This is a genomic window from Actinoplanes sp. DH11, assembly GCF_020873875.1.
Lineage (GTDB): Bacteria > Actinomycetota > Actinomycetes > Mycobacteriales > Micromonosporaceae > Actinoplanes.
On sequence record NZ_JAHWGU010000008.1, the window covers coordinates 55,840 to 80,393 of the forward strand.

Consider the following 24,554-nt stretch of genomic DNA (forward strand, 5'->3'; position numbering starts at 1 on the left):
ACCAAGTCTGGCATTCACCTAGGACGAGTTCTGTCCTAACCGCTTCCTAGGCTTGTGGGCATGGCAGACAACAGCGAGATCCGGCCCTTCACCATCGACGTTCCGCAGGCCGACCTGGACGACCTGCGAGACCGGCTCGCCGGGACCCGATGGACGACAGACCTGCCCGACGTCGGCTGGAGCCGCGGGGTGCCGGTCGGCTATCTCAAGGGGCTCGCCGAGTACTGGCGCGACGGCTACGACTGGCGCGTGCACGAGCGGGAGCTGAACGGGTACCCGCAGTTCACCACCGAGATCGACGGCCAGAACATCCACTTCCTGCATGTCCGCTCCCCCGAGGCGCACGCGCTGCCGCTGATCCTGACCCACGGCTGGCCCGGCTCGATCGTCGAATTCTTGAACGTCATCGGCCCGCTGACCGATCCCCGCGCGCACGGCGGCAACCCGGCGGACGCGTTCCATGTGGTGATCCCGTCGATCCCGGGCAGCGGGTTCTCCGGGCCGACCCGGCAGGCCGGCTGGGACACCAACCGCGTGACCAGGGCGTTCGCCGAGCTGATGGACCGGCTCGGCTACGACCGGTACGGCGCCCAGGGCGGCGACACCGGCGCGGTCGTCTCACCGGGACTCGGCCGGCTCAACCCCGGCAAGGTCGTCGGTGTGCACGCGAACGGGCTGGCCGCGTTCACCGAGATCGACCCGGCCGAGGTGGCGGAGTTGACCGACGCCGAACGGGCTCGGCTGGCACATCAGGAGTACCTGAACACCGAGCAGTCCGGCTACGCGATGATCCAGATCAGCCGGCCCCAGACCCTCGCGCACGGCCTGCACGACTCCCCGGCCGGACAGCTGGCCTGGATCGTGGAGAAGTTCAAGGAATGGACGGATCCGGCCGCCGACCTTCCCGAGGACGCGGTGGACCGGGACCTGCTGCTCACCAACGTAATGGTGTACTGGCTGACCGGCACTGCCGGATCGTCGGCCAACAGCTACTACGAGACCGCGCATGCCGGCGCCTGGGGTGCGAGCGAACGGTCCACGGTGCCGACCGGTGTCGCGGTGTTCCCCGGCGACGTGTCGATCCGGCGCACCGTCGAGATCGAACACAACGTCGTGCACTGGACGGAGTTCGACCGCGGTGGCCACTTCGCCGCCATGGAGGCACCGGACCTGTTCGTCGGCGACGTCCGCCAATTCTTCGCCGGACTGCGCTGAGCCGGCGCCACCTCGCTGGTGGAGGGCATCGGCCCCGACGGCGACCGGATCGCCACGCTGCGAACCATGATCCGCCGCGGACCACGCATAAACGGAGGACGTTCACGGGGTCTTCTTTGCGAGCAAAGTCGTCGAGGTCTCTCGCGAGAGCACCCTCCCACGTTGTCCTGACGGTGCCGCCGTCAACTACCCGCCCATAAAATGACTCCGTTGGGGAATGACCAAACCAGTCGGATCCATCCGTTGGCATGATTATCGTGTTGATCGGGTGGAAAGGGTTCAGTGTGTCGCTGCAGTCGTGGGACGACCGTGGGGTGCCGGAGTTGACCGCGCGGGTGGTCCGGGCGTCGTTCCCGAACGGCACCCTGGCCATTCGGGTCCGTGACGCACTGGGTCCGGTGTTCACCGACGAGATGTTCGCGCGGGCATTCCCGGCGGGTGGCCGGCCGGCGGCGTCGCCGGGAGCCTTGGCGCTGGTCTCGGTGTTGCAGTACGCCGAAGGACTCAGCGACCGGCAGGCCGCCGAGCAGGTCCGGGCCAGGATGGACTGGAAGTATCTGCTCGGGCTGGAACTCGACGATGCCGGATTCGACTTCACGGTGCTCAGCGACTTCCGGGCCCGGCTGATCAAGCACGGGATCGAGGAGCAGGTCCTGGACGCGATCCTCGACCACTGCTCGCAGCATGGCCTGCTGCGTGCCGGTGGCCGGCAGCGCACGGACTCCACACATGTCCTGGCGGCAGTACGCACGCTCAACCGGATGGAGTTCGTCGGAGAAACCCTGCGGGCCGTTCTGGAAGCCCTGGCCGCGGCTGCACCGGCATGGCTGACGCCGTTGATCGACGCAGGCTGGGCCGACCGCTATGGCGCCCGCATCGACTCCTACCGGTTCCCGAAAGGCGATGACGTGCGCGCCCGCTGGGCCGAGCAGGTCGGCCGGGACGGCTACCTGATCCTGGACGCGATCGCCGCCGATGAGGCACCCCGGTGGCTGCGCCAGATCCCGGCAGTGCAGGTCCTCGCCCTGGCGTGGGAACAGCAGTACCACCGTGACGGGCGGGAGGTGCGCTGGCGGGAGGGCAAAGACCTCCCGCCGAGCAGAGACCGCCTGTCCTCGCCGTATGACACCGATGCCTGTTACGGCCTCAAGCGCGGCAAGGGCTGGTGCGGTTACAAGGTGCACCTGAGCGAAACCTGCGAGCCCGATGCCCCGCACCTGATCACCAACGTCGCCACCACGGACGCAACGGTCACCGACACCGAGATGACCGCCGCCATCCACCAGGGCCTGGCCGCCCGGCAGATGCTGCCCAGCCAGCACGTGGTCGACGGCGGCTACATCACCGCCGCGCACGTCGTGACCGCCCGCGACGACCACCACGTCGACCTGCTCGGCCCGGTCGGGCTGGACACCCATCAAGGCGAACGTCTCCCACAGTCCGCGTTCCACGTCGACTGGCAGACCAAGACCGTGACCTGCCCACAAAGCAAGACCAGCATCAGCTGGTCCACCCAGCGCAAGACCAGCGGCACCGAACTGGCCCGAGTCCATTTCGCCGCCGCCGACTGCACCGGCTGCCCGGCCCGGGCCGCCTGCACCACCGCCGCCGCCGACAGCAAATGGGGCCGCAGCCTCACCCTGCTTCCCGCAGCCCAGCAGCAGGTCCTGGACACCCGGCGCCGCGAACAGGCAACCACGGCCTGGCAGCAGAGCTACGACATCCGCGCAGGAGTCGAGGCCACCATCTCCCAGATCACCCGCCGCACCGGCATCCGACGCACCCGCTACACCGGCAAGGACAAGACCCACCTCGGACACCTCCTCGCCGCAACCGCCGTCAACATCATCCGCATCGACGCCTGGCTCACCGACACACCGATCGGCCGAACCAGGACAAGCCACCTCGCCCAACTCGACCTCGCCGCCTGAACGGCGAAACATCACGTTTGGTCATTCCCCAACGGAGTCCTGAAGGGCCGGGGTTCCCGCCTTACGGACTGCTGAACAATGGGCGGCGGCCCTGCCGTACAAGGAAAGGTTTGATCATGGGTTGGAACACCTCGGTGCTTTTCCGCCGGGACGTGACGGCGGACGAGGCTGTGGACGACCTCGCCATCACAGAATTCAGCGGCGAACTGGTCGGAGCCGATCAGGCTACGAGCGCCCTCAAGCCCGACGCCCTCTATGCCGCCGAGTCGGGTGGCTGGGTGCAGGTCTGGAACCCGATGATGGATGTGGTCATGGGCTGGGAGCCGACCGACCCGGCCGACGCTTTGGTGGTCTTCTTCAGCAGCGTTTCGAGCACGTACGGCTTCACGCTGTTCACGAATGGCGAGCGAACACGGCATTACGTCTACGCCGATGGTGTGGCCGTCGAGGACGAGGGGACGCCACTGCCGGTCGAGGCCGAGATCGCCCTGCCGTCCTGGGGCCCGGACGAGGACTTCCTCTGGTCGATCATCACGGCAGTCACCGGTCTCCAGTACGACGAAAAGCTGCAGTACCGCGTTTACCCGGTGTGACGGGCATGGTCGTGGCGCATCACCGACGGCCTGGGCGCGTGCGGGGCGGACGCCATGGATCAGGTGAACGCCCTGCGTAAGGCGCCCATCCGCGCGGCCACGATCCGCCGGGACAGTTCGGCGTCCGGGGCGAGCGCTTCGGCACCGTGGTACGCGCCCGGGTAGACGTGCAGTTCGGTGGGGACGCCGGCCGCCATCAGCCGCTGGGCGAATGTAATGTCCTCGTCGCGGAACAGGTCGGCGGTCCCCACGTCGATGAAGGTGGGCGGCAGCCCGGCCAGGTCGTCGGCGCGCGCGGGGGCCGCGTACCCGTCGGCCGGTCGCCCGGCCAGGTACCAGCGCCACGCCTCGATGTTGGTGGCCCGGTCCCACATGCCCAGGTCGGTGATCTCCTGGCTCGACGCGGTCTCGTTGCGGTCGTCGATCATCGGGTAGATCGGCATCAGGAACCGCACCGCCGGGCCGCACCGGTCCCGGGCCGTCAGCGCCGTCGCGATCGCCAGCCCACCGCCGGCGCTGGGGCCGTAGAGCGCCACCCGATCCGGGTCGACGCCCAGCGAGGGCGCGGTGCGGACCATCCAGGTGAGCCCGGCGTAGCAGTCGTCGAGCGCGGCCGGGTACGGGTGCTCGGGCGCCAGCCGGTACTCCACCGACACCACCACCGCCCGCACCTGGGCGCACAGCATCGCGGCGTCGGCGTCCGCACCGGCCACGCTGCCCTGCACCATGCCGCCGCCGTGGATGTAGTAGATCCCCGGCAGCGCCCCGGTGACCCCGGCCGGGCGGTAGACACGCACACCGACCTCGGGCGGGCCGGCGACGGTCCGGTCCTCGCGGACAACCGTCGCATCCCGCGCCACCTCAGCGCCGGCGGTGAACGCCGCCACGGCGGCCCGGCGGCGCAGGATGTCCGGGATAGCCCCGAAGCCGCCGGGCACGGCCTCGAGCCGCGCCTGCAGGGCGACCCGCAGCTGCGGATCGATGAATCGGGACACAGATTCCTCCGTCATGGTGGAGACAGCCCGGCCGGCTCCGACTTCGTCGTCGGTGCCGGCCGGGCTGTGCCGGGGGGCGGGAGAGGGCACCTCCCCCGCAATTCAGGAACGCGTGCTCAGGAGAGCGTGGCGGCGGCGAACCGGCGGGTGATCCAGACCGGGTCGGTGATGGCCGTGCCCACCACGACCGCGGTCGCGCCGGCGTCCAGGGCGGCCCGGACCTGCCCGGGCTCGTGATAACGCCCCTCGGCCACGATCAGCGCCGACGGCAGCTCGGCCGCCAGCGCGGCGACCAGTGTCAGGTCGGGCCCGTCCTGGTGCGGGCTGTCGTCGGTGTAGCCGGACAGCGTGGTCGCAATCAGGTCGGCGCCGGCCTCGGCCGCCGCGACACCGTCGGCGAGGGTGGCGACGTCGGCCATCAGGAGCCCGCCGGCGGCGTGCACCGCGTCGGCCGTACGCCGAAGGGGTGCACCGTCCGGTCGTGGCCGCCGCGTACCGTCGGCGGCGACCACCGCCGCTCCGGCCTCGATGACCCGGACCGCGTCGTCGACGGTCGGCGTGATGAAGACTCCCGAGGTGCCCCGCTTGGTCAGGCCGATGACCGGCACGTCGACGGCGCCGGCGACGGCGCGGACGTCGTCGAGGCCACCCACTCCCCCGCACCGCACGGCGGGGGCGCCGCCGAGGACCGCGGCCCGGGCCAGCCGGGCGATGGTCGGCGAGTCCCGCAGCGGGTGGTCCGGCCCGGCCTGGCAGGAAACGATCAGAGCGCCGCGGATGGCCGCGGTGAACTGTTCGAGGTTCATGGGCGGACTCCTTCGAGGGTGCGGGCCAGTCGTGCGGCGCCCAGCAGGGGGGTGTCCGGGCCGGTCTGCGGCACCAGGACGGGCAGCGTGCGCAACGGCGGCAGCGCCTCGGCGTGCAGGGCCGCGGCGACCATGTCGGCGAACGGTTCGATGCCGTGCACCACCCCGCCGCCGAGGGTGACCGCGTCCACGTCGACCGCGGCGACCAGGCCGGCGAGCGCGCGGCCGAGCAGTTGCGCCGCCGACCGGATCACCATCTCGGCGTCGGCGTCCCCGGCGCGCATCCGGGCGGCCACCTCGGTGAGTGGCCGCACCGGCTGGGAGGTCGCCCGGGCGTACGCCGCGGCGATTGCCGGACCGGCCGCGACCGCCTCCAGGTGGTCGTGCCGGCCGCACCCGCACGCCAGCGCGCCGTAGCCCGGCACGAGCAGGTGCCCGATCTCGCCGGTGACCGCGTGCGGGCCGGTCAGCAGCCGGCCGTGCCGGATCAGCGCACCGCCGACACCGGTGCCGACGGACACGTGCAGCACCTGCGTGAGGCCGTGGAGCCGGGGATCCAGCACGGCACCGAGGGCTGCGGTGCGGACGTCGTTGGCGACCGCCACCGGCAGGCCGAGCCGTCCGGTGAGTTCGTCGCGGACGGGTGCGCCCGCCCAGCCGGGCATGGTGCCGGTCGCGGACCGCACCACCCCGGCCTCGCTGTCGATGACGCCGGGTGCGCCCACGCCGACGGCCGCGACCGGTTCCGGCGCCCGTTCGCAGAGGCCGGCGACGAGTTCGGCGACCACGCAAAGGATCGCTGTGGCACCGGACGGGGTGTCGACGCGGATCCGGTCGCGGACCGTCCCGGCCTGGTCGACAAGCGCCGCCGCGATTTTGGTCCCCCCGATGTCGACCGCGGCAACCGTGCTCGCCCCGGCAACCCTGTTCTCGGCGGCAACCGTGCTCACAGCAGGCCTGCGGCGACAAGGATCCGCCGCACGTACTCGGTCTCCGCCTCGTCCAGCGGGATCTGCGGCACCATGGTCACGGCGTGGTCGATGACGCCCCGCAATGTCAGCGCGGTCTTGAACGCCCCCAGTGCGGACGAGCCGCGGCCCATCCGGTTCGCCGGGGCGGCCCGCACGATGCGCATCAGGCGCAGCAGCCGTTCCTGCTCCAGCCGCGCCTGCTCCCAGTCGCCGGCGCGGGCGTGCCGGTAGAGGGTGGCGTAGCCCTGCGGGTCGACGTTGCCCAGGCCCGGCACCACACCGTCGGCACCCATCCGCAGGGCGCTGTCGACGGTCAGCTCGGAGCCGGTCAGCACGCTGAAGCCGGTCAGGCCGGCGTCGTTGCGGGCGACGATCAGGTCCCGCAGCGAGCCGTCGTCGCCGGTGGAGTCCTTGAGCCCGGCCAGCACGTTCTCCTGCGCGAGACGCAGCAGCATGTCGTGGTCCAGGTTGGTGTGCACCGAGACCGGCAGGTCGTAGGCGTACAGCGGGGCCTCGCACTGCTCGGCGATGCGCCGCAGGTGCAGTTCCACCTCGGCGGGGTGGGTCCGGGTGTAGAACGGCGCTGTGGTGACGATGCCGGCGCAGCCGTCGCGGACAGCGCGGCGGGCGTGGTCGAGGACCCGCAGCGTGGTCATGTCGATGGCGCCGATCAGCACCGGCACCCGGCCGGCGACGTGTTCGAGGACGGTGTCGACCACCACGGCACGGTGCGCGTCCGGCAGGAACGCCACCTCACTGGAGGATCCGAGGATGAACAGCCCGTCGACGCCGCCGTCGATCTGGAAGTCGACCAGGCGCACCAGCGAGTCGACGTCGACCTCGAAGTCGGGGGTGAGCGGCGTGCACACCGGCGGGACCACACCGGTCAGGGCCGGGGTGAGTGCGCCGGCCGGCGCGGTGGCGGCGGAGGTGGAGGCGGTGATGGTGGTCATGGGTGCTCCTGAGCGGACTGCCCGGCGCCGGGCGCGGAGACGCCGGCGTGCGGAAGGTCCGCGGGTTCGGTGACGGGGTGGAAACAGCGGTACCGGTCGGCCGGGTCGGCGGTGTCGGTGGCGTACGGCGGCATCTCGGTCGCGCAGACGTCGGTGGCGCGCCAGCACCGGGTGCGGAACGGGCACCCCGACGGCGGGTTGACCGCCGAGGGGACGGGGCCGCTCAGCGGGATCGGGCGCATCGGATTCAGCAGACCCGGTGCGGCGGAGAACAAGGCTTGGGTGTACGGGTGCCGGCCGCGCCGGATGCGTGCCGCGGGCATCTCCTCGACGACGCGGCCGAGGTACATCGTGACGATCCGGTCGGACACGCGGCGCACGGTTTGCAGGTCGTGCGAGACGAACACCATGGCCAGTCCGAGACGGGTACGCAGGTCGAGCAGCAGGTTCAGGATCTGCGCGCGCACCGACACGTCCAGCGCCGAGGTCGGTTCGTCGGCGACCAGCAGCGGCGGTTCCAGGGCGAGGGCCCGGGCGATGGCGACGCGTTGCCGCTGGCCGCCGGACATCTGTCCGGGCAGCGCGTCGCGGGCCGAGGCGGGCAGGCCCACCAGGTCCATCAGCTCGCTGACCCGGGCGCGGCGTTCCACCGGGGTACGCCACCGCTGCACGTCGAGCGGGTCGCCGATGATCTGCTCGACGCTGAGCCGGCGGTTCAGTGACGTGGCCGGGTCCTGAAAGACCATGCCGACGAGCCGGCCGATGTGCCGGCGCCGTTCGGCGGTCCGCATCGCCCAGATGTCGCGCCCGCCGAGGCGGACGGTGCCGCCGGTCGGCTGCTGCAGACCGACCAGGACCTTGACCAGGGTGGACTTGCCGCAGCCGGACTCGCCGACCACGCCGAGGGTCTCCCCCGGCGCGATGCTCACGTCGGCCTTGGTAAGTGCGTGCACCCGGGCCCGGTTGAACACCGATCCGCCGGGTGCGCGGAAGTTGACGCTGACCTCGCTGAGTTCAGCCAGTGCATCAGTCATGGACGGCAACCTTCTCGACCTCTTCGGCAGGCGCCGGGTGGTGACACGCCGCCAGGTGACCGTTGACCTCGGCCAGCGGCGGACGGTCGTCCGCGCAGATTCGGGTGGCCCGGGGGCACCGGTCGGCGAACCGGCAGCCGGCCGGGAAGTCCGCGGGTGACGGCACGGTGCCGCGGATCTGCACGAGCCGGGGCGCCTGAGCCTCCAGCGACAGCACGGATCCGAGCAGGCCGCGGGTGTAGTGGTGGGTGGGTGCGGCGAGCACCTCGGCGGTGCGGCCTTCCTCGACGATGCGGCCGCCGTACATCACCGCGATCCGGTCGCACACGTCGCTGACCAGGGCCAGGTCGTGCGAGACGAGGATCAGGGCGAAGCCGAGTTCGGCGCGCAGCCGCAGCAGCAGTTCGATGACCTGCGCCTGCACGGTCACGTCCAGGGCGGTGGTGGGTTCGTCGGCGACGACCAGTTGCGGGTCGCGGGCCAGCGCCATCGCGATGACCACCCGCTGGCGCTGCCCGCCGGACAGTTCGTGGGGGTACGACGACAGGGTGCGCCGCGGGTCGAGGCCGACCAGGGTCATCAGGTCCTCGGCGGTACGCGTACCGCCGCGCCGGATCACCTGCTTGAGCTGCGAGCGTACGGTCATCGACGGGTTGAGGGCCGACAACGCGTCCTGATAGATCATCGAGATCCGCCGGCCCATGATCTGGCGCAGCTGCGAGCCACGGAGGCTCAGCAGGTCGGTGCCGTCGAACGTGATGGTGCCGCTGGTCCGGGCCCCGCGCGGCGGCAGGCCCAGCACGGTCAGCGCGGTCAGCGACTTGCCGCAGCCGGACTCGCCGATCAGGCCGAGCACCTCGCCGGGGCGCACGTCGAAGCTGACGCCGTCGACGATGTCGACACCGCGGTGGCTGCCGGCGAACCCGATCCGCAGGTCCCGGACCGACAGGATCGGCGCCTTGGTGACCTCGGGCCGGGCGGCGGCGGCCAGCCGTGCCGCCGCCTGAGGCAGGCCCGGCAGCGCGACAGGGGTTTCCCGCTCGGCGTCGGAGAGTTCGATCGCGACCGGGCCGGCGCCGGAGCGCCGCCGTGCGGCCGGGGCCGCCCAGGCGTCCGAGATGCCCTCGGCCAGGATGTTGAGGCAGAGCACGGTGATCAGGATCAGCAGGCCGGGGAAGAACGTGGCCCACCAGCCGCCGCTGGCCAGCAGCTGCTGGCCGTAGGCGATGACGCTGCCCCACGACGACGCGCCGGCCTCGGGTTGCAGGCCGCCGCCGATGAACGACAGCGACGCCTCGAAGACGATCGCGTTGGCGATCATCACGGTGGTGTAGACCAGGATCGGGGCCGCGCAGTTGCGGGCGACGTGCCGGATCAGGATGTGCCGGCGGCCGGCGCCGATCACCCGTTCCGCGGCGACGTAGTCCTCCTGGTACTGGGCGGCGACGTTGGCCCGCACCAGGCGGGCGATCTGCGGGATCAGGACGAAGCCGATCGCGCCGACCAGCACCGTGACGCTGTCGTTGCCGTACGCGACGACCAGGATGGCGGCGAGCACGATCGTCGGGAACGCCATCACGACGTCCAGCAGCCGCATGATCGTCTCGTCGAGCGCCTTGCGGCTGGTGGCCGCGATCGATCCGAGCACCGCGCCGATGAGCAGCGCGAGGCCGGCGGAGCCGAAGCCGACGATGAGCGAGCGCGGGGTGCCGGCCACCAGCCGGGAGTAGATGTCGCGGCCGAGGCGGTCCACGCCGAACCAGTGGTCGCCGTTCGGGCCGGTCGACGGCGGGGCGAGCGCGACCTGGGTGGGGTCGTGCCGGATCAGCCACGGTGCGGCGATCGCGACCGCGACGACCAGGAGCAGGAAGCCAAGGCAGATCTTGGCGGTCAGCGGCAGGCGCCGCAGTCCGGAAATCATCAGTGGGCTCCTCGCATCCGCGGGTTGGCCGCCAGATACAGCAGGTCGACGACGAGGTTCACCACGACGAAGCCGAGCGCGATGGTGATCACCAGGCCGCGGGCCAGGCCGATGTCGTTCTGCTGGACCGCGCTCATGATCTGGGTGCCCATGCCGGGCAGTGTGAAGATCGCCTCGATGATGACGGCTCCGCCGATCAGGTAGCCGACCTGCAGGCCGAGCACGGTCAGCGGGGTGAGCAGCGCGTTGCGCAGCACGTTGCGGCCGACCACGACCATCGGCGGCAGGCCGGCACCGATCGCGGTACGCACGTAGTCGCGGTCCAGTTCCTCCACCATCGAGGTGCGCACGACCCGGGCCAGTGCGCAGCCGGTCGGCACGGCCAGGGCGACGGCGGGCAGGATGAGGTGTTGCAACCAGCCGCTGAACGATTCCGATGGGGCGACGTAGTGGCCGCTGGGCAGCGATCCACCGCCGATCGTCGACAGCTGCTGGATCAGCAGGATGGCCAGCCAGAACGAGGGGATGGAGATGCCCGCCATCGACACCAGCCGGGTGACCTGGTCGGGCCAGCGGTCGCGGTAGAGCGCGCCGGTGATGCCCAGTACGAGCGCCAGCACCACGGCCAGGCCGACGCCCAGGGCGGTCAGCTGCAGCGTGACCGGCAGCGCGGCGGTGATGATGCCACTGATCGGCGCATTCAGCGAGAACGTCTGGCCGAGGTCTCCCTGCACCAGCGCCCACAGGTAGTCGGCGTAGCGCACCAGCAGCGGCTGGTCGAGCCCGTTGGCGGCGTTGAACGCCGCGATCTGCTCGGGGGTGGCCTGGTCGCCGAGCACCGAGAGGGCGGCGTCGTTCGGGGACAACGCCATGATCAGGAAGATGAACAGGATGATGCCGAGCATCAGCGGGATCAGCGCCGACAAGCGACGCACGATGATGCCGAGGAAGGCGTCCACCTGATGCTCCTTTCCAGGTCCGGGCGCGGCCGCCCACCCGCGGCCGCGCCACTGCAGCGGGGGATCACGGTCAGGCGCGCGAGGCGCCGACGAAGTAGAGGCCGGTCGTCGCCGCGCCCTGGAAGTCCTTGATCTTGGCCGGGTCGAAGCCGGTGACCATCTTGACGTGGAAGATCGGGTAGAGCGGCGCCTCGTCGGCGATCAGGTCGAGGGCCTGCTTCCACAGCGCGGTCTGCTCGGCGCCGGAGGACTTGGCGGCGTCCTCGATGAGCGTCGCGCACCGGGTCGCGGCGGGCGTTCCCGCCCAGCGGTGCCGGCTCTTGGTCCACGTCTCATTGGTGTAGAACCACCGCAGCAGCAGGTCCACGTCGGGGCCGAAGACCGTGGGGTCGCCGCTGGCCGCGAGCACCCGGAACCCGGGGCCGGGCACGATGGTGCCGTAGACCGCCGAGGACGGGTTGGTGTTGAGGGTGGCGGTCACCCCGATCGCCTTCCACGCGTCGATCAGCACCGGGGCGCTGTCCTTGACGAAGGCGGTGTCCGTGGTGACCAGCTCGAACGACAGGTTCGTGACGCCGGCCTCGGCGAGCAGCGCCTTCGCCTTCTCCGGGTCGTACCCGTAGACGGTGGCGGCCTTCTGGTAGTTGGCGTTGCCCTCGTCGAGGTAGCTGGTCGCCGGCGTGGCGTACCCCTGCAACGCCGTGGTGATCAGCTTCTGGGTGTCGACGGCGTAGTGCAGCGCCTGGCGCACGCGCTTGTCGTCGAACGGCGCGGCGGCGCAGTTGAACATGAGGAACATCTGGTTGAACGCCTGCTTCTCGTCCACCTCGCGGCCGTTGCCGACCGACTTGACGTCGAGGTAGGGCACCGCCTCGATCGCCTGGGAGGAGCCGCCCTGCAGGTCGTTGAGGCGGGCGGTGTTGTCCGGCGTGGTCCGCAGGGTGATCTTCTCGACCTTTGCCGGGCGCGGGCCGTTGTAGTTCGCGTTCACGCCCATCACCACGCCGGCGGTGGCGTTGGCGCTGACCAGGGTGAACGGGCCGGAGCCGATCGGCGCGGTGTCGAAGGCCTTGTTCGCCGCGGCGTCGCCGGTCTTCGCCTTGGGCACGATCTTGATGACCGCGATGCGCTGCGGGAAGAGGCTGAACGTGCCCTTGAGCTTGAACTCGACGGTCTTGGCGTCCTTGGCGGTCACCGTGTCGACGAAGGTGATGAAGCCGGCCATCAGCGAGGCGTTGGCTGGGTCCAGCGCCCGGGTGAACGACCAGACGACGTCGTCGGCGGTGACCGCGGTGCCGTCGGAGAATTTCGCGCCCTCACGCAGCGTGGCGGTCCAGGTCAGGCCGTCACCGCTTGCCGTGGGCAGCGCGGCGGCCAGCGCCGGGTAGGGCTCGCGGGTGATCGGGTCCAGGTCCACCAGCGCCTCGAAGACGTGCTGGTTCACCGTGGTCGCGACGGCACTGGAGGCCAGCATCGGGTCGAAGCCGCTGGACAGGGTGAAGGCGAGGGTCGCCTCGATGGTCTTGCCGCTCGCGGTCCCGGCGGAGTCTCCCCCGTCACCGCAGGCCCCGAGACCTGCGGTGATGGTCGTTGCGGCACCCAGAATGCCCGCATATCGCAGCAGGTTGCGACGTGATACGCCCTTGTTATCCATCGTGATCCCCAAAGTCATGTGATTTGCGGGACGTCCTACGTCCTACGTAGCCCGTAGTGCGGTACCTTATGAGCGTGTCCCCCCATGGTCAAGAGCACCCGGAGACAAGTCGCGATGAACCAGCCGCAGGCACACCCCTCCGCCCAGGATCGGCAAACCGGCTGCCGGCCGTCTCCGCATCTCGCACATTCCCGCTGCAAGAGGGCCGCAGTGGCCGGGGCACCACGATGAGGCGGCGCAGCGCACCCGCGACGACGCCGCGCCGGCCGAGCCGCACCGACGAGGTGCAGGACCGGATCAAGCAGCTGATCCTGGAACGCGGCCTGACCGCGGGCGACCCGATGCCCACCGAGCTCGACCTGCTCGAAGAGATCAATGTCAGCCGCAACTCGCTGCGGGAGGCGCTCAAGGCGCTGCAGGCAGTCGGCATCGTCGAGATCCGCCACGGTTTCGGCATGTTCGTCGGCACCATGTCGCTGGTCTCGCTCGTCGACGAACTGACCTTCCACAACCGGATGTCGCTGCACGCCGGCCGCAACGACCTGCGACACCTGGTCCAGATCCGCGAGGTCCTGGAGTACGGGCTCATCCAGCAGGTGATTCGCCAACGCGACGCCGGCAAACCGGTCGACGGGCAACTGGCCGAGGTCATGGCGCAGATGGAAGCGGAGGCCCAGGCCGGCGGCGTCAGCCCGGAGACCGACAAGCGTTTCCACGAGCTGCTCTACGAGCCGCTCGGCAACCCCCTGGTTATCCAGCTGCTGGCCGCGTTCTGGGACGTCTACCACGCCCTGCACGCCGAGCTGGACGACGCCGACGAGTCACCCGTCGAGATAGCCGCACGGCACCGCCGGGTCTACGACGCGGTGTGCGCCGGCGACGTCGAGGAGTCCGTCGCGGCGCTGACCGAGCACTTCAGCGGGATCCGCCGCCGCCTCACCCCTGGTCACAACTGAAGCCGGCCCGGCGCCGATCGGCGCCGGGCCGGCTGTGCCGCGCTGCTGCCGTCAGGGCAGGGTCCACCTCTGGTTCGCACCCCCACCGCACGTCCAGATCGTCACGGGGGTGCCGTCTGCCGGGTTGTTGCCGGTGACGTCCAGGCATCTGCCCGACTGCGGATTCACCAGCGCGCCGTCGGCACGGGGGACCCACCGTTGCGCGCCGCCGCCGTTGCAGTCCCAGATCTGCACCCTCGCACCGTCGGCGGTGCTCCCCCCGTTGACGTCCAGGCACTTGCCGAGCACCCGCAACGCGTCGCCGGCGGTAGTGGTGAAGCGCTGGTTCTCGCCGCCCGTACAGGTGTGGAGGATGGCTTGTGTTCCGTTGGCGCCGGTGCCGCCGGAGACGTCCAGGCACTTGCCGCCCAGACCGAGGACCGGGCCGGTGCCGCCGGCGAGGACCTCGAACGAGTAGACGGAGTACCCGAACGCCGTGCCGCGGGTGATGCCGCGCATCCGGACGTAGCGAGCGGTGCGGTCGCCGACGTCGAGGAGGTCCGTCGCCGGTGCGGTCAGGCCGCGGCGCTGCGCGACAGACGTCCACGTGCCGCCGTCGCCGGAGATCTCGATGTCGTAGTCGCGGGCGTACGCCGCCTCCCACGCCACCCGGACCTTGGTGAACATGCGCGCGCTGCCCAGGTCGACGCGTAGCCACTGGTCGTCGCGGTACTGGCTGGCCCACCGGCTGCCGGGGTCACCGTCGACCGCGGCGGCCGGACCGAGGGCGGCGGTCTCGGACGACGATGCCGTGGCGGGCATGCCGCGCGCCAGGTCGTCGACATCCGGGGCGAGGGTGTCGGGCAGGTAGCCGGTGCCCGGCCCCTGACCAACCGTGAAGACCCGGTCCAGGAACGCGGCGTAGTCGGTGCCCGCGTCACCCTGCGACCACATCTTCTGTGCCAGCGAGTTGAACGCGCGTTCGGTGAGCCGGTGCACGTCGAGTTCGGTGTACGGCGCCCGGACCAGGTCGTTCCACACCGCGTGCATGGCGCCCAGCAGATTCGGATGCTGAGGTGTCAGGTTCTCGGCGGCCGACCCGAAGGTGTGCGGCGCCCAGTTCAGGAAGATGTTGCGCCCATCGAGGCCCTGACCGTTGTAGTAACCGGCGGTCGGCACGACGTAGAGCTGGCTGTCCAGGGTGTTGATGATCCGATAGCCTTCGTTCACGGCCTGCGACGACGAGTACCAGCCGTGGTTCCAGACGTTGACGGCGACGTTCTTGTCGTAGCCGGCGGAGGTGCCGGACATGTACCGGTACGAGCCCCACACCCCGACGTCCTTGCCGAGCCCGCGCACGTGCGCGGCGATCGCGTTGTGGTAGCGCTGGTAGTCGGCAACGTACGCCTTCGGGTATTCGTCCAGGCCGACGTGCACGGTCGGTCCCCGGAACCACGGGACGAACTCGTCGTACACCGATCTCATGAAGTCCGTCGACTCCGGCTTGCTCAGGTCGAGGTGGTCGGAGTTGCCGCCGTTGAGGCCCATCGACGGCCGAAACCTGATGAAAGCGCGGGAGTGCGCGGGTGCGTCGATCTCCGGGACGATGGTCACCGCGTGCGCGAGTGCCGTGTTCTCGAAGCCGTCCCAATCCGCCCGCGAGTACGAGCCGTCCGTGGCGGCCAGGCCCGCGAACGCCGGGTTCGCCGAGCGCAGCCGGAACGCCGAGTACGCCTGACCCCAGTCACCGCCCGGGGCGTTGATCTCGTTGTCGTTGAGGTGCAGCTGGAAGGTGTTCATCTTGAGCCAGCCCATCCAGCGGATGTAGCTGTTGATGTACTGCGGCGTGAAGTACCGCCGGCCGACGTCGAGCATGAAGCCGCGGACGGCGTAGTCCGGCCAGTCGACGGCGGTGCCCGCCGGGGCGCTGATCCGGTCCGGGGCACCGAGCAGGGTCTGCAGCAACGTCCGGGTCGCGTAGTACAGCCCCTTCTCGCCGGCGCCGACGAGTTCGACGCGACCCGAGCCGACGACCATTCGGTACGCCTCCGGTTTGAGCGCCGCGGACACCGAACCGTACGCCGCGCCCGCATCGAGACGCAGCGCGATGTCGCCGGGCGCCGGCGTGCCCGTCAGCACCGTCATCCGCAGCGGGGTGAGTTCGGCGGCCTCGGTGACCAACTGACTGGCGATGCGCCGCACCCCGGCCGGCGAACCGGCCGGGATCACGACGCGACCGGTGCGGTGGAGAACGATCCGGCCCGTGCCACCGGCCCAGGACTGCAACGCCGGTACCACCTTCGGCGCGGGTTCCGCCGCCGCCGCGGGAGACCCGACCGCCAGCACAACGGATGCGGCGACGAGCGCGCTGACGGCGACCAGCCGCCTGAGGACATAGCGATTCATAGACGTCATCTCCTTACCTGTGAGGAAGATGATGCAATTTATGACTGACAATATTGCATGAAACTTCATCGCCCGTCAGCATGTCCTCATCGGCTCATGTGAATGACCTGGCCGGCCACCGCCCGACCGAAGGAGGCCCCATGCCCTGGTCACCGCCGGACGCCCCGCAGCCACCCACCACCCTCCGGGCTCTGCTCGCGGCCCTGATCCTGCTCGTCACGATGCTGACCGCCACTCCCGCCCGCGCCGCCACGCCCGGCAGCGCCACCACCGTCACCGGGACGGGAAACACGTACACGGTGACCACCAGCACCGCCGCGCGGATGCGGCTGGTCCTCGTCCGCACCGACATCCTGCGCATCTGGGTGGCCCCGGACGGGCAGTTCACCGATCCGGCCGGCACCGACATCACCGTCCGGACCGGCTTCGGGGCGGTCGCCAGCAGCCTGACCGACGCCGGCACGCACTACCGCGTCGCCACCTCGGCGATGGTCGTACGGATCAACAAGAATCCGCTCACGGTCGAGGCGTACCGGCCGGACGGACGCCCGCTCTGGCGGGAGGCGCAGCCGCTGGACTGGACGGACGGGCGCACCACGCAGCGGCTGCGACGCGCGGCGGACGAGCAGTTCTACGGCACCGGACTGCGGCTCGGCGAATGGGCGCTGCGTGACAAGACGGTGCCGATCGCCGTGGACAACCAATGGCGGGAGAACACCAACGCCAGCCCCGCGCCGTTCTACCTGTCCACCAACGGCTACGGCGTGCTGCGCAACACGTGGGCACCCGGCTCCTACGGCTTCACCGACCCGGTGACCACCGTGCACGACGAGCAGCGTTTCGACGCCTACTACTTCGTCGGCAACTCCCTCAAAGGGGTGCTGGGGGCGTACACCGATGTGACAGGCAAGCCGTTCCTGAGCCCGCTGTGGGGCTTCGAGCTCGGCAACGCCGACTGCTTCAACGCCTCCAGCCCCACCTACCAGGGTGACCACAACCGGGCCGGGCACCAGCGCACCCCCGACGTGCTGGCCTACGCCCGGCAGGCCCGGGCCGCGGACATGCCCTCCGGTTGGTTCATGCCCAACGACGGGTACGGCTGCGGCCACACCGACCTGCCCGCCACCGTGGCCGGCGCCGAAGCCCTCGGATTCAAGACCGGCCTGTGGACGTCCACCGGCCTCGCCGGCATCGACGAGGAGGTCGGCGTCGCCGGCACCCGCGGCGTCAAGACCGACGTCGCCTGGGTCGGCGGCGGCTACCGCAACGCCTTCCACGGGGTCCAGCAGGCCGTCGACGGCATCGAGCACAACTCCGATGCCCGCCGCTACGTGTGGACCGTCGACGGCTGGGCCGGAACCCAGCGCAACGCCGTGGTCTGGACCGGCGACACCTACGGCACGTGGAACGACATGCGCTGGACCGTGCCGGCGGTGGCCGGGGCCGGGCTGTCCGGCTTCAACTACGCCACCGGTGACGTCGACGGCATCTTCGGCGGCAGTCCGCAGACCTACGTACGGGACCTGCAGTGGAAGTCCTTCACCCCGGCGTTCATGACCATGTCGGGCTGGGGCGCCACCAACCCCGCGCCGGGATATCAGGACAAGCAGCCGTGGCGCTTCAGCGAGCCCTACCTGTCGATCAACCGCAAGTACCTGCACCTGAAGATGCGGCTGATGCCCTACCACTACACGATGAGCCACACCGCCAGCACGACCGGCGTCCCCGCCACCCGGGCCCTGGTGCTGGAGTACCCGCACGACCCGGTCGCTCGCGGCAACGCCACTTCCGCGCAGTTCATGGCGGGCGACGCGTTCCTGGTCGCACCGGTGACCACCAGCACCGAGATCCGCGACGGCATCTACCTGCCGGCCGGCACCTGGACCGACTACTGGACCGGCACAGTCCACCAGGGCCCGGTCACACTCAACGGTCACGCCGCGCCGCTCGACCGGCTTCCTCTGTTCGTCAAAGGGGGCTCGATCGTGCCGATGTGGCCGCAGATGAACTACACCGGCGAGAAACCGGTCTCCTCCCTCACCTACGATCTCTACCCGCGCGGGTCGACGGCCTTCACCCTCTACGAGGACGACGGCATCACCCGGGCGCACCGCACCGGCGCCTACGCCACCCAGCGGGTCACCATGACCGCGCCCGCGGCGGGCACCGGAACGGTCACCGTGAACGTGGGCGCCTCCACCGGAAATTACGCCGGCAAACCGGCCTCCCGGGCGTACGAGTTCACCGTGCACCTGGCCGCGGCCCCCACCTCGGTGGCGGTGGCCGGTCGGCCCGTGACCGGGCTCGCCACCCGCGCCGCCTACGACGCGGCCAGCAGCGGCTGGTTCCACGCCGGTGGGGTGCTGCACATCAAAGCAGGATCGCGTACCTCGGCGTTCACCACCCGGATCGGCGGTGCGGTCCTGCCGGCCGCCACCGGCTCCGGCACCACCGCACCGCCGATCCCCCGCGACACCTGGCGGCTGGTGCACGCCGACAGTGAGGAGACCACGGCCGAGAACGCCGGGGCGACCAGGGCGTTCGACGGCGACCCTGCGACCACCTGGCACACCGCCTGGTCGGCGGCGCCCGCACCGCTGCCGCACGAGATCCAGCTCGACCTCGGCGCCACCCACCGCATCGAGACCCTGCGGTACCTGCCCCGGCAGGACGGTGGCGTGAACGGCCGGATCGGCGCCTACGAGATCTACGTCTCCGACACCCCGGACGACTGGGGACCCGCAGCCGCGACCGGCACCTTCGCCGACACGGCCACCGAACAGAGCGTCCGGTTCACCGGAGCGCCCACCGGCCGCTATCTGCGGCTGCGGGCGCTCAGTGAGGCCGGGAACCGGGGCCCGTGGACGTCCGTCGCCGAACTCACCCTCACCGGCACCCGGGGCGGCTGAGGGGGCGGCCCAGCGGCGGCCTCACGCCAGGTAGGTGGTCAGACCCGGCGCACCGGGGCGCCGGCCCGGATCGCGCGGGGAATCTCCGCCACCCGGTCGACACGGTCGATCAACGCGGTGAGGTCGTCGGCCGGAGCCGTGGAGTCCAGCTCGACGCGGTCGGTGATCCCGATCGATGCCCAGGTGCCGGTGTCGAAGTCGCCGACCGCGGTCACCCGTAAAACGCACCGCACGACTGTCGTCGGACCGCAACGAACCGGCACCGGTGACCACCACGAACCGCTCCACCTGCCACCTCCCCTGCCCCGCAGCGTGCACTCGCCAGCGAGCGCACACAAGCCCGCGCCGGTAACGCTCATCCCGGCCGCCGCCGCGCCGATCAGGCATCATGCCGCGACAGGGGAGGGCAGGATGGCGTCACCGGAGGGAAACACGCCCACGCCGGGCGAGTCCGCGCTGGTCACCGACCGTCGGCGGGTACGCGCGTGGTTGATCGCCGCCGGTGTGACGAGTGTCCTGTTGCTGCTGGTGCAGGCCGTCGCGCCCGGTCTGGTTCTCGGCTACGCCTGGATCCCCGGCGGTGTCACCATGGGGCTGGCCGCGTGGGTGGCGTACCGGGTCTCGCGCGTCGGCGATCTCCCGCCCGCCGGCCGGTTCTTCTGGCGCCGGATCGCCATCGCGGCCGCCCTGGTCACGCCCGGTGCCTGCCTGCTCAATGCGATCAACACGGACCTGGTCCCGAACACCACTTCGTACGTGGTCGCGGCGGTCGCGCCGATCGGTGTCGCCCTGCTGCTGGTGATCGGGGCGCTGCTGCGCCTGCCCACGGTGCGGCGCATGCGCGGCGACACGGTCCGGCTGGGCCTGGACGCCGCCACCGTCATGGTGGTGGCCGCCACCGTGCTCTGGCAGTTCCAGCTGCAGCCGATGATCGGCTCGCGGCCCCAACTGTCGACGGTTGCCGGGCCGCTGGTGCTGTGCGTGATCTGCCTGGGCGCTGTTCTGGCCGTGGCCCGGCTCGTGCTGGCGGGGACCGACGCCGTGCCGTCCCGGGCGCTGCGGGTGCTGGCGCTGGTCGTGCTCATCGGTGCGCTGAGCTCGGCGGTGACCCGGCTGCTGGAACATCACGAGCGATGGCGTGGCGCCGGGCCGTGGATCAGCGCCTTCGAGGGCGGCCTGGTGGCGTGGGCGGCACTGCGGTCGTACCGTGCGTCCGCATCAGCCGGCGGCACCCGGTCCCGCACGCAGCACTTCAGCCTGTTGCCGTACGCCGCGGTCACCGCGCTCAACCTGCTGCTCGTCATCCTGACGGTCACCGGGCAGATCAGTCTCGCCGTGGTGGCCGGCTCGGTGGTGGTGACCGCCCTGGTCGTCACCCGGCAGATTTTGGCGTTCCGGGACAACGCCCAGCTCATCGACTCCCTGCACGAACACCGCCGGATGCTGCACCACCAGGCAACCCACGACTCGCTGACCGGGCTGGCGAACCGGGCACTGTTCAACGACGAGCTCGCGACCGCCTGCCTGACCCGCAGCCCGGCCGTCCTGATGGTGGACCTCGACGGGTTCAAGCAGGTCAACGACTCCCTCGGGCACGCCGCCGGGGACGACCTGCTGGTGGAGATCGCCCGTCGGCTCGGCGCCGCGACCCGCACCACCGACCTGGTGGCCCGGCTCGGCGGCGACGAGTTCGCGATCCTGCTGCCCGCCAGTGACGAGGCGGAGGCCGGGCAGGTGGCCGAGCGTATCCTCGCGTCGTTACGGGACCCGGTGCACACGCACGGCACGACGATTGCTCCGCACGCCAGCATCGGCGCGGCCGCCCACACGGACGGCGACGACGCCGACACGCTGATGCGCCGGGCCGACATCGCGATGTACGCGGCCAAGGCCGCCGGCAAGGATCGGTATGCGCTCGCCGACGCGGCGGTGCCCGGGCGTACGGCATCGGCCATGATGGTGCGGTGATCGAACGTCCGGACGCCATGCAACGGGTGCGGCGAACCCACACCGAGGCCCTGCTGGCCCAGCTGCGTGACGCCGGGCCCCTGAGCCGGGCCGAACTGATCCGGCTGACCGGGTTGTCGCGCACCACGCTGTTCGACATCATCGGTGACCTCATCACCCGCGGCATGGTCGTGGAGCGCGAACCCGAGGCCACCGGTCAGCGCGGCCGCGGCCGCCCGTCCACCACCGTGAGCCTCAACCCGAGCGCCGGCTGGATCATCGGCATCGATCTGGCACGCACCACCATCACGGTCATCATCAGCACACTCAGTCACGACATCCTGGCGCGGGGCACCCGTGCCATCGCGGTCTCGGCGAACGCGGCGCGGCGTGCCGACGCCGCCGCCGCGCTCATCGACGATCTCGTCGCCGAGCACCAGGTCGACCTGCGTGCGCTGCAGGCCATCGGCATCGGCCTGCCCGGCCTGATCGCCGGGCCCGGCGATGCTGTCTCCTCGAAGTCCGCCCAGCAGATCAGTGACCGCCTGCGGCAGCGCTTCGACGCGGCCGTGGTCACCGACAACAACTCCCGGCTAGCTGCGCTCGCGGAGAGCACGTGGGGTGCCACCCGGGACGTCCACGACGCCGTCTACGTCCTCTGGAGCGAGGGCGTGGGCGGTGGACTGATCGTCGACGGGCAGCTTGTCCGCGGCGCGCACGGCGCCGCCGGGGAGATCGGTCACGTCACCGTCGACCCGCACGGCGATCCCTGTCCCTGCGGCGGCCAGGGTTGTCTCGAGCTGCTGATTCGCCCGGCCGCCCTGGTCGAGCAGTGCCGGCAGCGCGGCGTGCCGGTCGCCGACACCGCGGGGCTGGTGGCGCAGGCTGTCGCCGGGGAGCCGGTCGTCCGGGAGGTGGTCGAGCACGCCGCGACGCTGCTCGGGCAGGTGCTGTCCGGCACGGTCGTCCAGTTCGACCCGGGCAAGATCGCCGTCGGCGGGCCGCTGGCGCAGGGCGGTGACATCGTGCTGGATCGGGTACGCGCGACCATCGCCCACCTCGCGATCCCCCACCATCTGCGCGGCATCGAGGTGGTGCCGGCCCGGTTCGGCGACGAGGGCGGCGCGATGGGTGCCGTCGCCGCGGCCCTGCGCCTCACCGCCGCCGACTCGTTGCTGCCCGCCGCACCGGGCTGAGGCGTCGGCGGGCCATCCGGAGACGCGCATGACGGCCCGGCAGCCAGCGCTGCCGGGCCTCGACATGAGCCGGTGCGGTGCGGGGTCGCCACCGGGTTCGTGACGGCCCCGCCCGGTCAGCTCAGGGCGTGGATCTCCGCCGCGGTGGTCCACGGGTTGCCGCCGACCTCACTCAGTGCGCGCAGCCGCAGGTACTGCCCGGTCTTGGCGGTGAACCGGACCTCCTTCTGCGCGGCGGTGCCGGCGAAGGTACCGGTGGCCACGGCCGCCCCCCAGGTGACGCCGTCGGCGCTGACGTAAATCTCGTACTGGCCGATCCGGCCGTTGGCGGCGCCGGCACCACTGTCCTGCCGGGGCAGGTAGCGCAGACCGGAGACGGACTGGCTCGTACCCATGTTGATCTGGATCTCGTGCGGCATCGGCGCGTTGCCGCCGCTGTACCCGGTGTGCCAGATCGTCGCGGTGTTGCCGTCGAAGGCGTTGACCGCGGCGCCGTTCTCCCCGGTCGTCTCCTGGCTGTCCGCGTACTTCAGTGACCAGCGGTCCCGGGAGATGAGCGTGGGCCCGGCCGTGCACGTGGTGCTCAGCTGGTGCGCACCCCGGTCGGGCCGGCAGCCGGTCGTGACCGGGCCGCCGAAGTAGTCCCGGCTGCCCGGGCCGGGCATGGCCTGACCGCTCGCGAGGGCCGGGGAGCCCGCGCGCAGCCGGTACCCGCCGGCGTTGCCGATCGAGGTGGCGGTGCCGGGCGCCACCAGTAGCGGGTCGGCGGTGCTCTTGGCCGGGTCGAACGGCTCACCGGCCGGGTGCTGGCCGTAGAACGTGTTGGCGTGGAACAGCAGCCCGCCGGCATTGTAGCTGGACTGCCCGTTGTCGACGTAGAAGATGTTGTTGTAGAACTCGGCGTTGGCCCCGGTGGAGCCGTTGCTGTTGTTGATGATCTGGGCGGCCTGGCCGACGTAGAAGACGTTGTTGTAGATCTTCGTGTTGGTGATCTTGCCGCAGATCAGGTCGAAGATTTGGCCGCGGTCGTTCTGGCTGATGTTGTAGCGCACGATGTTGTCGCGGGTGGTCGATCCGCCACCGTTGCACAGCAGGATGAAGCCGCCCTCGTTGTCGTGGCTGTAGTTGTACTGGTAGATGGTGCGGATGTTGCCCTCGTCCAGGTCGAAGCCCTGTCCGTCGCAGGTGCTGCGCCCGCCGCTGACCTCGTTGAACTGGAAGAGGGCGTCGTTGATGTTCCAGCCCCAGATGCCGGCCGCGCAGTTGGTGTCGCGCATCCGGAAACCGTCGACCCGGTTGTTCTCGACGAGCGCACTCTGGGTGTGGTGCACCACGATGGCGTCGCCGCCGATGTCGGTGACGGTGTTGCCGCGTACCACGACCCGGGTCTGCGGGGTCCAGGTGCCGCAGGTCGCGCCGCAGTTCGGGTTAGCCAGTTCCGGCCGGGTCATCCACCGGGTCCAGAAGTGAATGCCGTAGCGATCGACCGCCCGGACCGTGCTTCCGCTGATCACCACGTCGTCGAACTTCGTGGGCGTGGTGTTGCCGAGCACTTCGAAGAAGATGCCGGCGCTGGCGTTGTCGTCCTTCTTGTTCTGCACGCCGTTGACGTCGTGCACGTCGACGCCGGTGATCCGGTAGTAGGTGCCGGTCCCGGAGTTCTCCCGGATGATGTGCACACCCCGGCGGGCGGCGGGCGCGGCACCCTTGTTGGAGATGTCCAAGTTACGGATCTCCCAGTGCTGCTGGTTGTAGAGCTTCACCACGTCGTCGACGGCGCCGTTGCCGGCCAGGACCGGTTTGGCGCCGGTGCCGTACGCGTCGATGATGTTGGCCGCGCCGGCCGCGCCGGAGCCTTTGGGCCACAGCTGCTGGCCGACGCAGGTGGTGCCGCGCCGGATGAGGACGCGGTCACCGGAGGTGAAGGTCCGGGAGTTGACCGGCGCGAAGCTGTTCCACGGGCTGGCCTCGGTGCCGCTGCCCGCGGCAGTCGCCGAGCAGTCCACGTAGTAGCTCGTGTTCGCGGCTGCCGCCGGAGGCGCGGCGGCCAGCACTGCGGTGGCCAGCAGGGGCAGGGTGAGCAGGGATGTCCGGAGTAGTCGCATCGACCGTCCTATCTGTGCGGGGGA

18 protein-coding genes are annotated in these 24,554 nt (G+C 70.8%); 7 read left to right on the top strand and 11 right to left on the bottom strand.

Going from position 1 to position 24,554, the window contains the following annotated elements:
• Positions 1-60: 60 nt before the first annotated feature.
• From LPA41_RS13545 to LPA41_RS13555, 3 genes are all read left to right on the top strand, one after another.
• Positions 61-1,215, top strand: coding sequence for an epoxide hydrolase family protein (locus tag LPA41_RS13545; RefSeq protein ID WP_229070629.1), 1,155 nt, complete (start codon positions 61-63; stop codon positions 1,213-1,215).
• Positions 1,216-1,499: 284 nt separating this feature from the next.
• Complete coding sequence (locus LPA41_RS13550; protein ID WP_229070632.1) at positions 1,500-3,146, top strand: IS1182 family transposase; 1,647 nt, start codon at positions 1,500-1,502, stop codon at positions 3,144-3,146.
• A 116-nt stretch (positions 3,147-3,262) separates the two neighbouring features.
• Positions 3,263-3,739 carry a hypothetical protein gene (locus LPA41_RS13555; protein ID WP_229070634.1) on the top strand — a complete coding sequence of 159 codons (477 nt, stop codon included), beginning with the start codon at positions 3,263-3,265 and terminating at the stop codon, positions 3,737-3,739.
• Positions 3,740-3,798: 59 nt separating this feature from the next.
• Here LPA41_RS13555 and LPA41_RS13560 read toward each other — a convergent pair whose 3' ends face one another.
• The 8 genes from LPA41_RS13560 to LPA41_RS13595 form a co-directional block, all read right to left on the bottom strand.
• Positions 3,799-4,734: an alpha/beta hydrolase gene (locus tag LPA41_RS13560; protein ID WP_229070636.1), complete on the bottom strand. Its 936-nt coding sequence runs from the start codon at positions 4,732-4,734 to the stop codon at positions 3,799-3,801.
• Positions 4,735-4,850: 116 nt separating this feature from the next.
• Positions 4,851-5,540, bottom strand: coding sequence for an N-acetylmannosamine-6-phosphate 2-epimerase (locus LPA41_RS13565; RefSeq protein WP_229070639.1), 690 nt, complete (start codon positions 5,538-5,540; stop codon positions 4,851-4,853).
• Positions 5,537-6,490, bottom strand: coding sequence for an ROK family protein (locus tag LPA41_RS13570; RefSeq protein ID WP_229070642.1), 954 nt, complete (start codon positions 6,488-6,490; stop codon positions 5,537-5,539). Before LPA41_RS13570 ends, LPA41_RS13565 begins: the two co-directional genes overlap by 4 nt.
• Positions 6,487-7,464, bottom strand: coding sequence for a dihydrodipicolinate synthase family protein (locus tag LPA41_RS13575; RefSeq protein ID WP_229070645.1), 978 nt, complete (start codon positions 7,462-7,464; stop codon positions 6,487-6,489). The genes LPA41_RS13570 and LPA41_RS13575 overlap by 4 nt, the downstream gene beginning before the upstream one ends.
• Positions 7,461-8,498 (bottom strand): ABC transporter ATP-binding protein, encoded by a 1,038-nt coding sequence (locus LPA41_RS13580; protein WP_229070647.1) that lies wholly within the window; start codon positions 8,496-8,498, stop codon positions 7,461-7,463. Before LPA41_RS13580 ends, LPA41_RS13575 begins: the two co-directional genes overlap by 4 nt.
• A complete protein-coding gene (locus LPA41_RS13585; RefSeq protein ID WP_229070649.1) occupies positions 8,491-10,419 on the bottom strand; it encodes a dipeptide/oligopeptide/nickel ABC transporter permease/ATP-binding protein in 1,929 nt (642 codons plus the stop codon). Before LPA41_RS13585 ends, LPA41_RS13580 begins: the two co-directional genes overlap by 8 nt.
• Positions 10,419-11,378 (bottom strand): ABC transporter permease, encoded by a 960-nt coding sequence (locus LPA41_RS13590; RefSeq protein ID WP_229070651.1) that lies wholly within the window; start codon positions 11,376-11,378, stop codon positions 10,419-10,421. Before LPA41_RS13590 ends, LPA41_RS13585 begins: the two co-directional genes overlap by 1 nt.
• Before the next feature lie 70 nt (positions 11,379-11,448).
• Positions 11,449-13,032 carry an ABC transporter substrate-binding protein gene (locus LPA41_RS13595; RefSeq protein WP_229070655.1) on the bottom strand — a complete coding sequence of 528 codons (1,584 nt, stop codon included), beginning with the start codon at positions 13,030-13,032 and terminating at the stop codon, positions 11,449-11,451.
• A gap of 227 nt (positions 13,033-13,259) precedes the next feature.
• On the opposite strand from LPA41_RS13595, the gene LPA41_RS13600 reads away from it, so the two are divergent.
• Positions 13,260-13,988: a FadR/GntR family transcriptional regulator gene (locus LPA41_RS13600; protein WP_229070657.1), complete on the top strand. Its 729-nt coding sequence runs from the start codon at positions 13,260-13,262 to the stop codon at positions 13,986-13,988.
• 51 nt (positions 13,989-14,039) lie between these two features.
• Here the strand turns inward: LPA41_RS13600 and LPA41_RS13605 are convergent, their stop codons facing one another.
• Positions 14,040-16,373, bottom strand: coding sequence for a lectin (locus tag LPA41_RS13605; RefSeq protein ID WP_229070660.1), 2,334 nt, complete (start codon positions 16,371-16,373; stop codon positions 14,040-14,042).
• 140 nt (positions 16,374-16,513) lie between these two features.
• Here LPA41_RS13605 and LPA41_RS13610 point away from each other — a divergent pair, with 140 nt between their 5' ends.
• Complete coding sequence (locus LPA41_RS13610; RefSeq protein WP_229070662.1) at positions 16,514-19,282, top strand: TIM-barrel domain-containing protein; 2,769 nt, start codon at positions 16,514-16,516, stop codon at positions 19,280-19,282.
• A gap of 38 nt (positions 19,283-19,320) precedes the next feature.
• On the opposite strand, the gene LPA41_RS13615 is transcribed toward LPA41_RS13610, so the two are convergent.
• Complete coding sequence (locus LPA41_RS13615; protein WP_229070665.1) at positions 19,321-19,497, bottom strand: hypothetical protein; 177 nt, start codon at positions 19,495-19,497, stop codon at positions 19,321-19,323.
• 196 nt (positions 19,498-19,693) lie between these two features.
• Here LPA41_RS13615 and LPA41_RS13620 point away from each other — a divergent pair, with 196 nt between their 5' ends.
• Together LPA41_RS13620 and LPA41_RS13625 are read left to right on the top strand one after the other, a co-directional pair.
• Positions 19,694-21,250: a GGDEF domain-containing protein gene (locus LPA41_RS13620; protein ID WP_229070666.1), complete on the top strand. Its 1,557-nt coding sequence runs from the start codon at positions 19,694-19,696 to the stop codon at positions 21,248-21,250.
• A complete protein-coding gene (locus tag LPA41_RS13625) occupies positions 21,247-22,425 on the top strand; it encodes an ROK family transcriptional regulator (protein WP_229070669.1) in 1,179 nt (392 codons plus the stop codon). Before LPA41_RS13620 ends, LPA41_RS13625 begins: the two co-directional genes overlap by 4 nt.
• A 116-nt stretch (positions 22,426-22,541) precedes the next feature.
• Here the strand turns inward: LPA41_RS13625 and LPA41_RS13630 are convergent, their stop codons facing one another.
• Entirely contained in the window at positions 22,542-24,530 is a 1,989-nt protein-coding gene (locus LPA41_RS13630; protein ID WP_229070672.1) for a discoidin domain-containing protein, read from the bottom strand.
• Between the last annotated feature and the right edge of the window lie 24 nt (positions 24,531-24,554).

What these genes read in the sequence shown, in the direction of transcription:
- LPA41_RS13545 (WP_229070629.1), top strand. Translation starts at nt 61, where the DNA reads ATGGCAGACAACAGCGAGATCCGGCCCTTCACCATCGACGTTCCGCAG.
- LPA41_RS13555 (WP_229070634.1), top strand. Translation starts at nt 3,263, where the DNA reads ATGGGTTGGAACACCTCGGTGCTTTTCCGCCGGGACGTGACGGCGGAC.
- LPA41_RS13565 (WP_229070639.1), bottom strand. Translation starts at nt 5,540, where the DNA reads ATGAACCTCGAACAGTTCACCGCGGCCATCCGCGGCGCTCTGATCGTT.
- LPA41_RS13575 (WP_229070645.1), bottom strand. Translation starts at nt 7,464, where the DNA reads ATGACCACCATCACCGCCTCCACCTCCGCCGCCACCGCGCCGGCCGGC.
- LPA41_RS13580 (WP_229070647.1), bottom strand. Translation starts at nt 8,498, where the DNA reads ATGACTGATGCACTGGCTGAACTCAGCGAGGTCAGCGTCAACTTCCGC.
- LPA41_RS13585 (WP_229070649.1), bottom strand. Translation starts at nt 10,419, where the DNA reads ATGATTTCCGGACTGCGGCGCCTGCCGCTGACCGCCAAGATCTGCCTT.
- LPA41_RS13595 (WP_229070655.1), bottom strand. Translation starts at nt 13,032, where the DNA reads ATGGATAACAAGGGCGTATCACGTCGCAACCTGCTGCGATATGCGGGC.
- LPA41_RS13600 (WP_229070657.1), top strand. Translation starts at nt 13,260, where the DNA reads ATGAGGCGGCGCAGCGCACCCGCGACGACGCCGCGCCGGCCGAGCCGC.
- LPA41_RS13605 (WP_229070660.1), bottom strand. Translation starts at nt 16,373, where the DNA reads ATGAATCGCTATGTCCTCAGGCGGCTGGTCGCCGTCAGCGCGCTCGTC.
- LPA41_RS13610 (WP_229070662.1), top strand. Translation starts at nt 16,514, where the DNA reads ATGCCCTGGTCACCGCCGGACGCCCCGCAGCCACCCACCACCCTCCGG.
- LPA41_RS13620 (WP_229070666.1), top strand. Translation starts at nt 19,694, where the DNA reads ATGGCGTCACCGGAGGGAAACACGCCCACGCCGGGCGAGTCCGCGCTG.
- LPA41_RS13630 (WP_229070672.1), bottom strand. Translation starts at nt 24,530, where the DNA reads ATGCGACTACTCCGGACATCCCTGCTCACCCTGCCCCTGCTGGCCACC.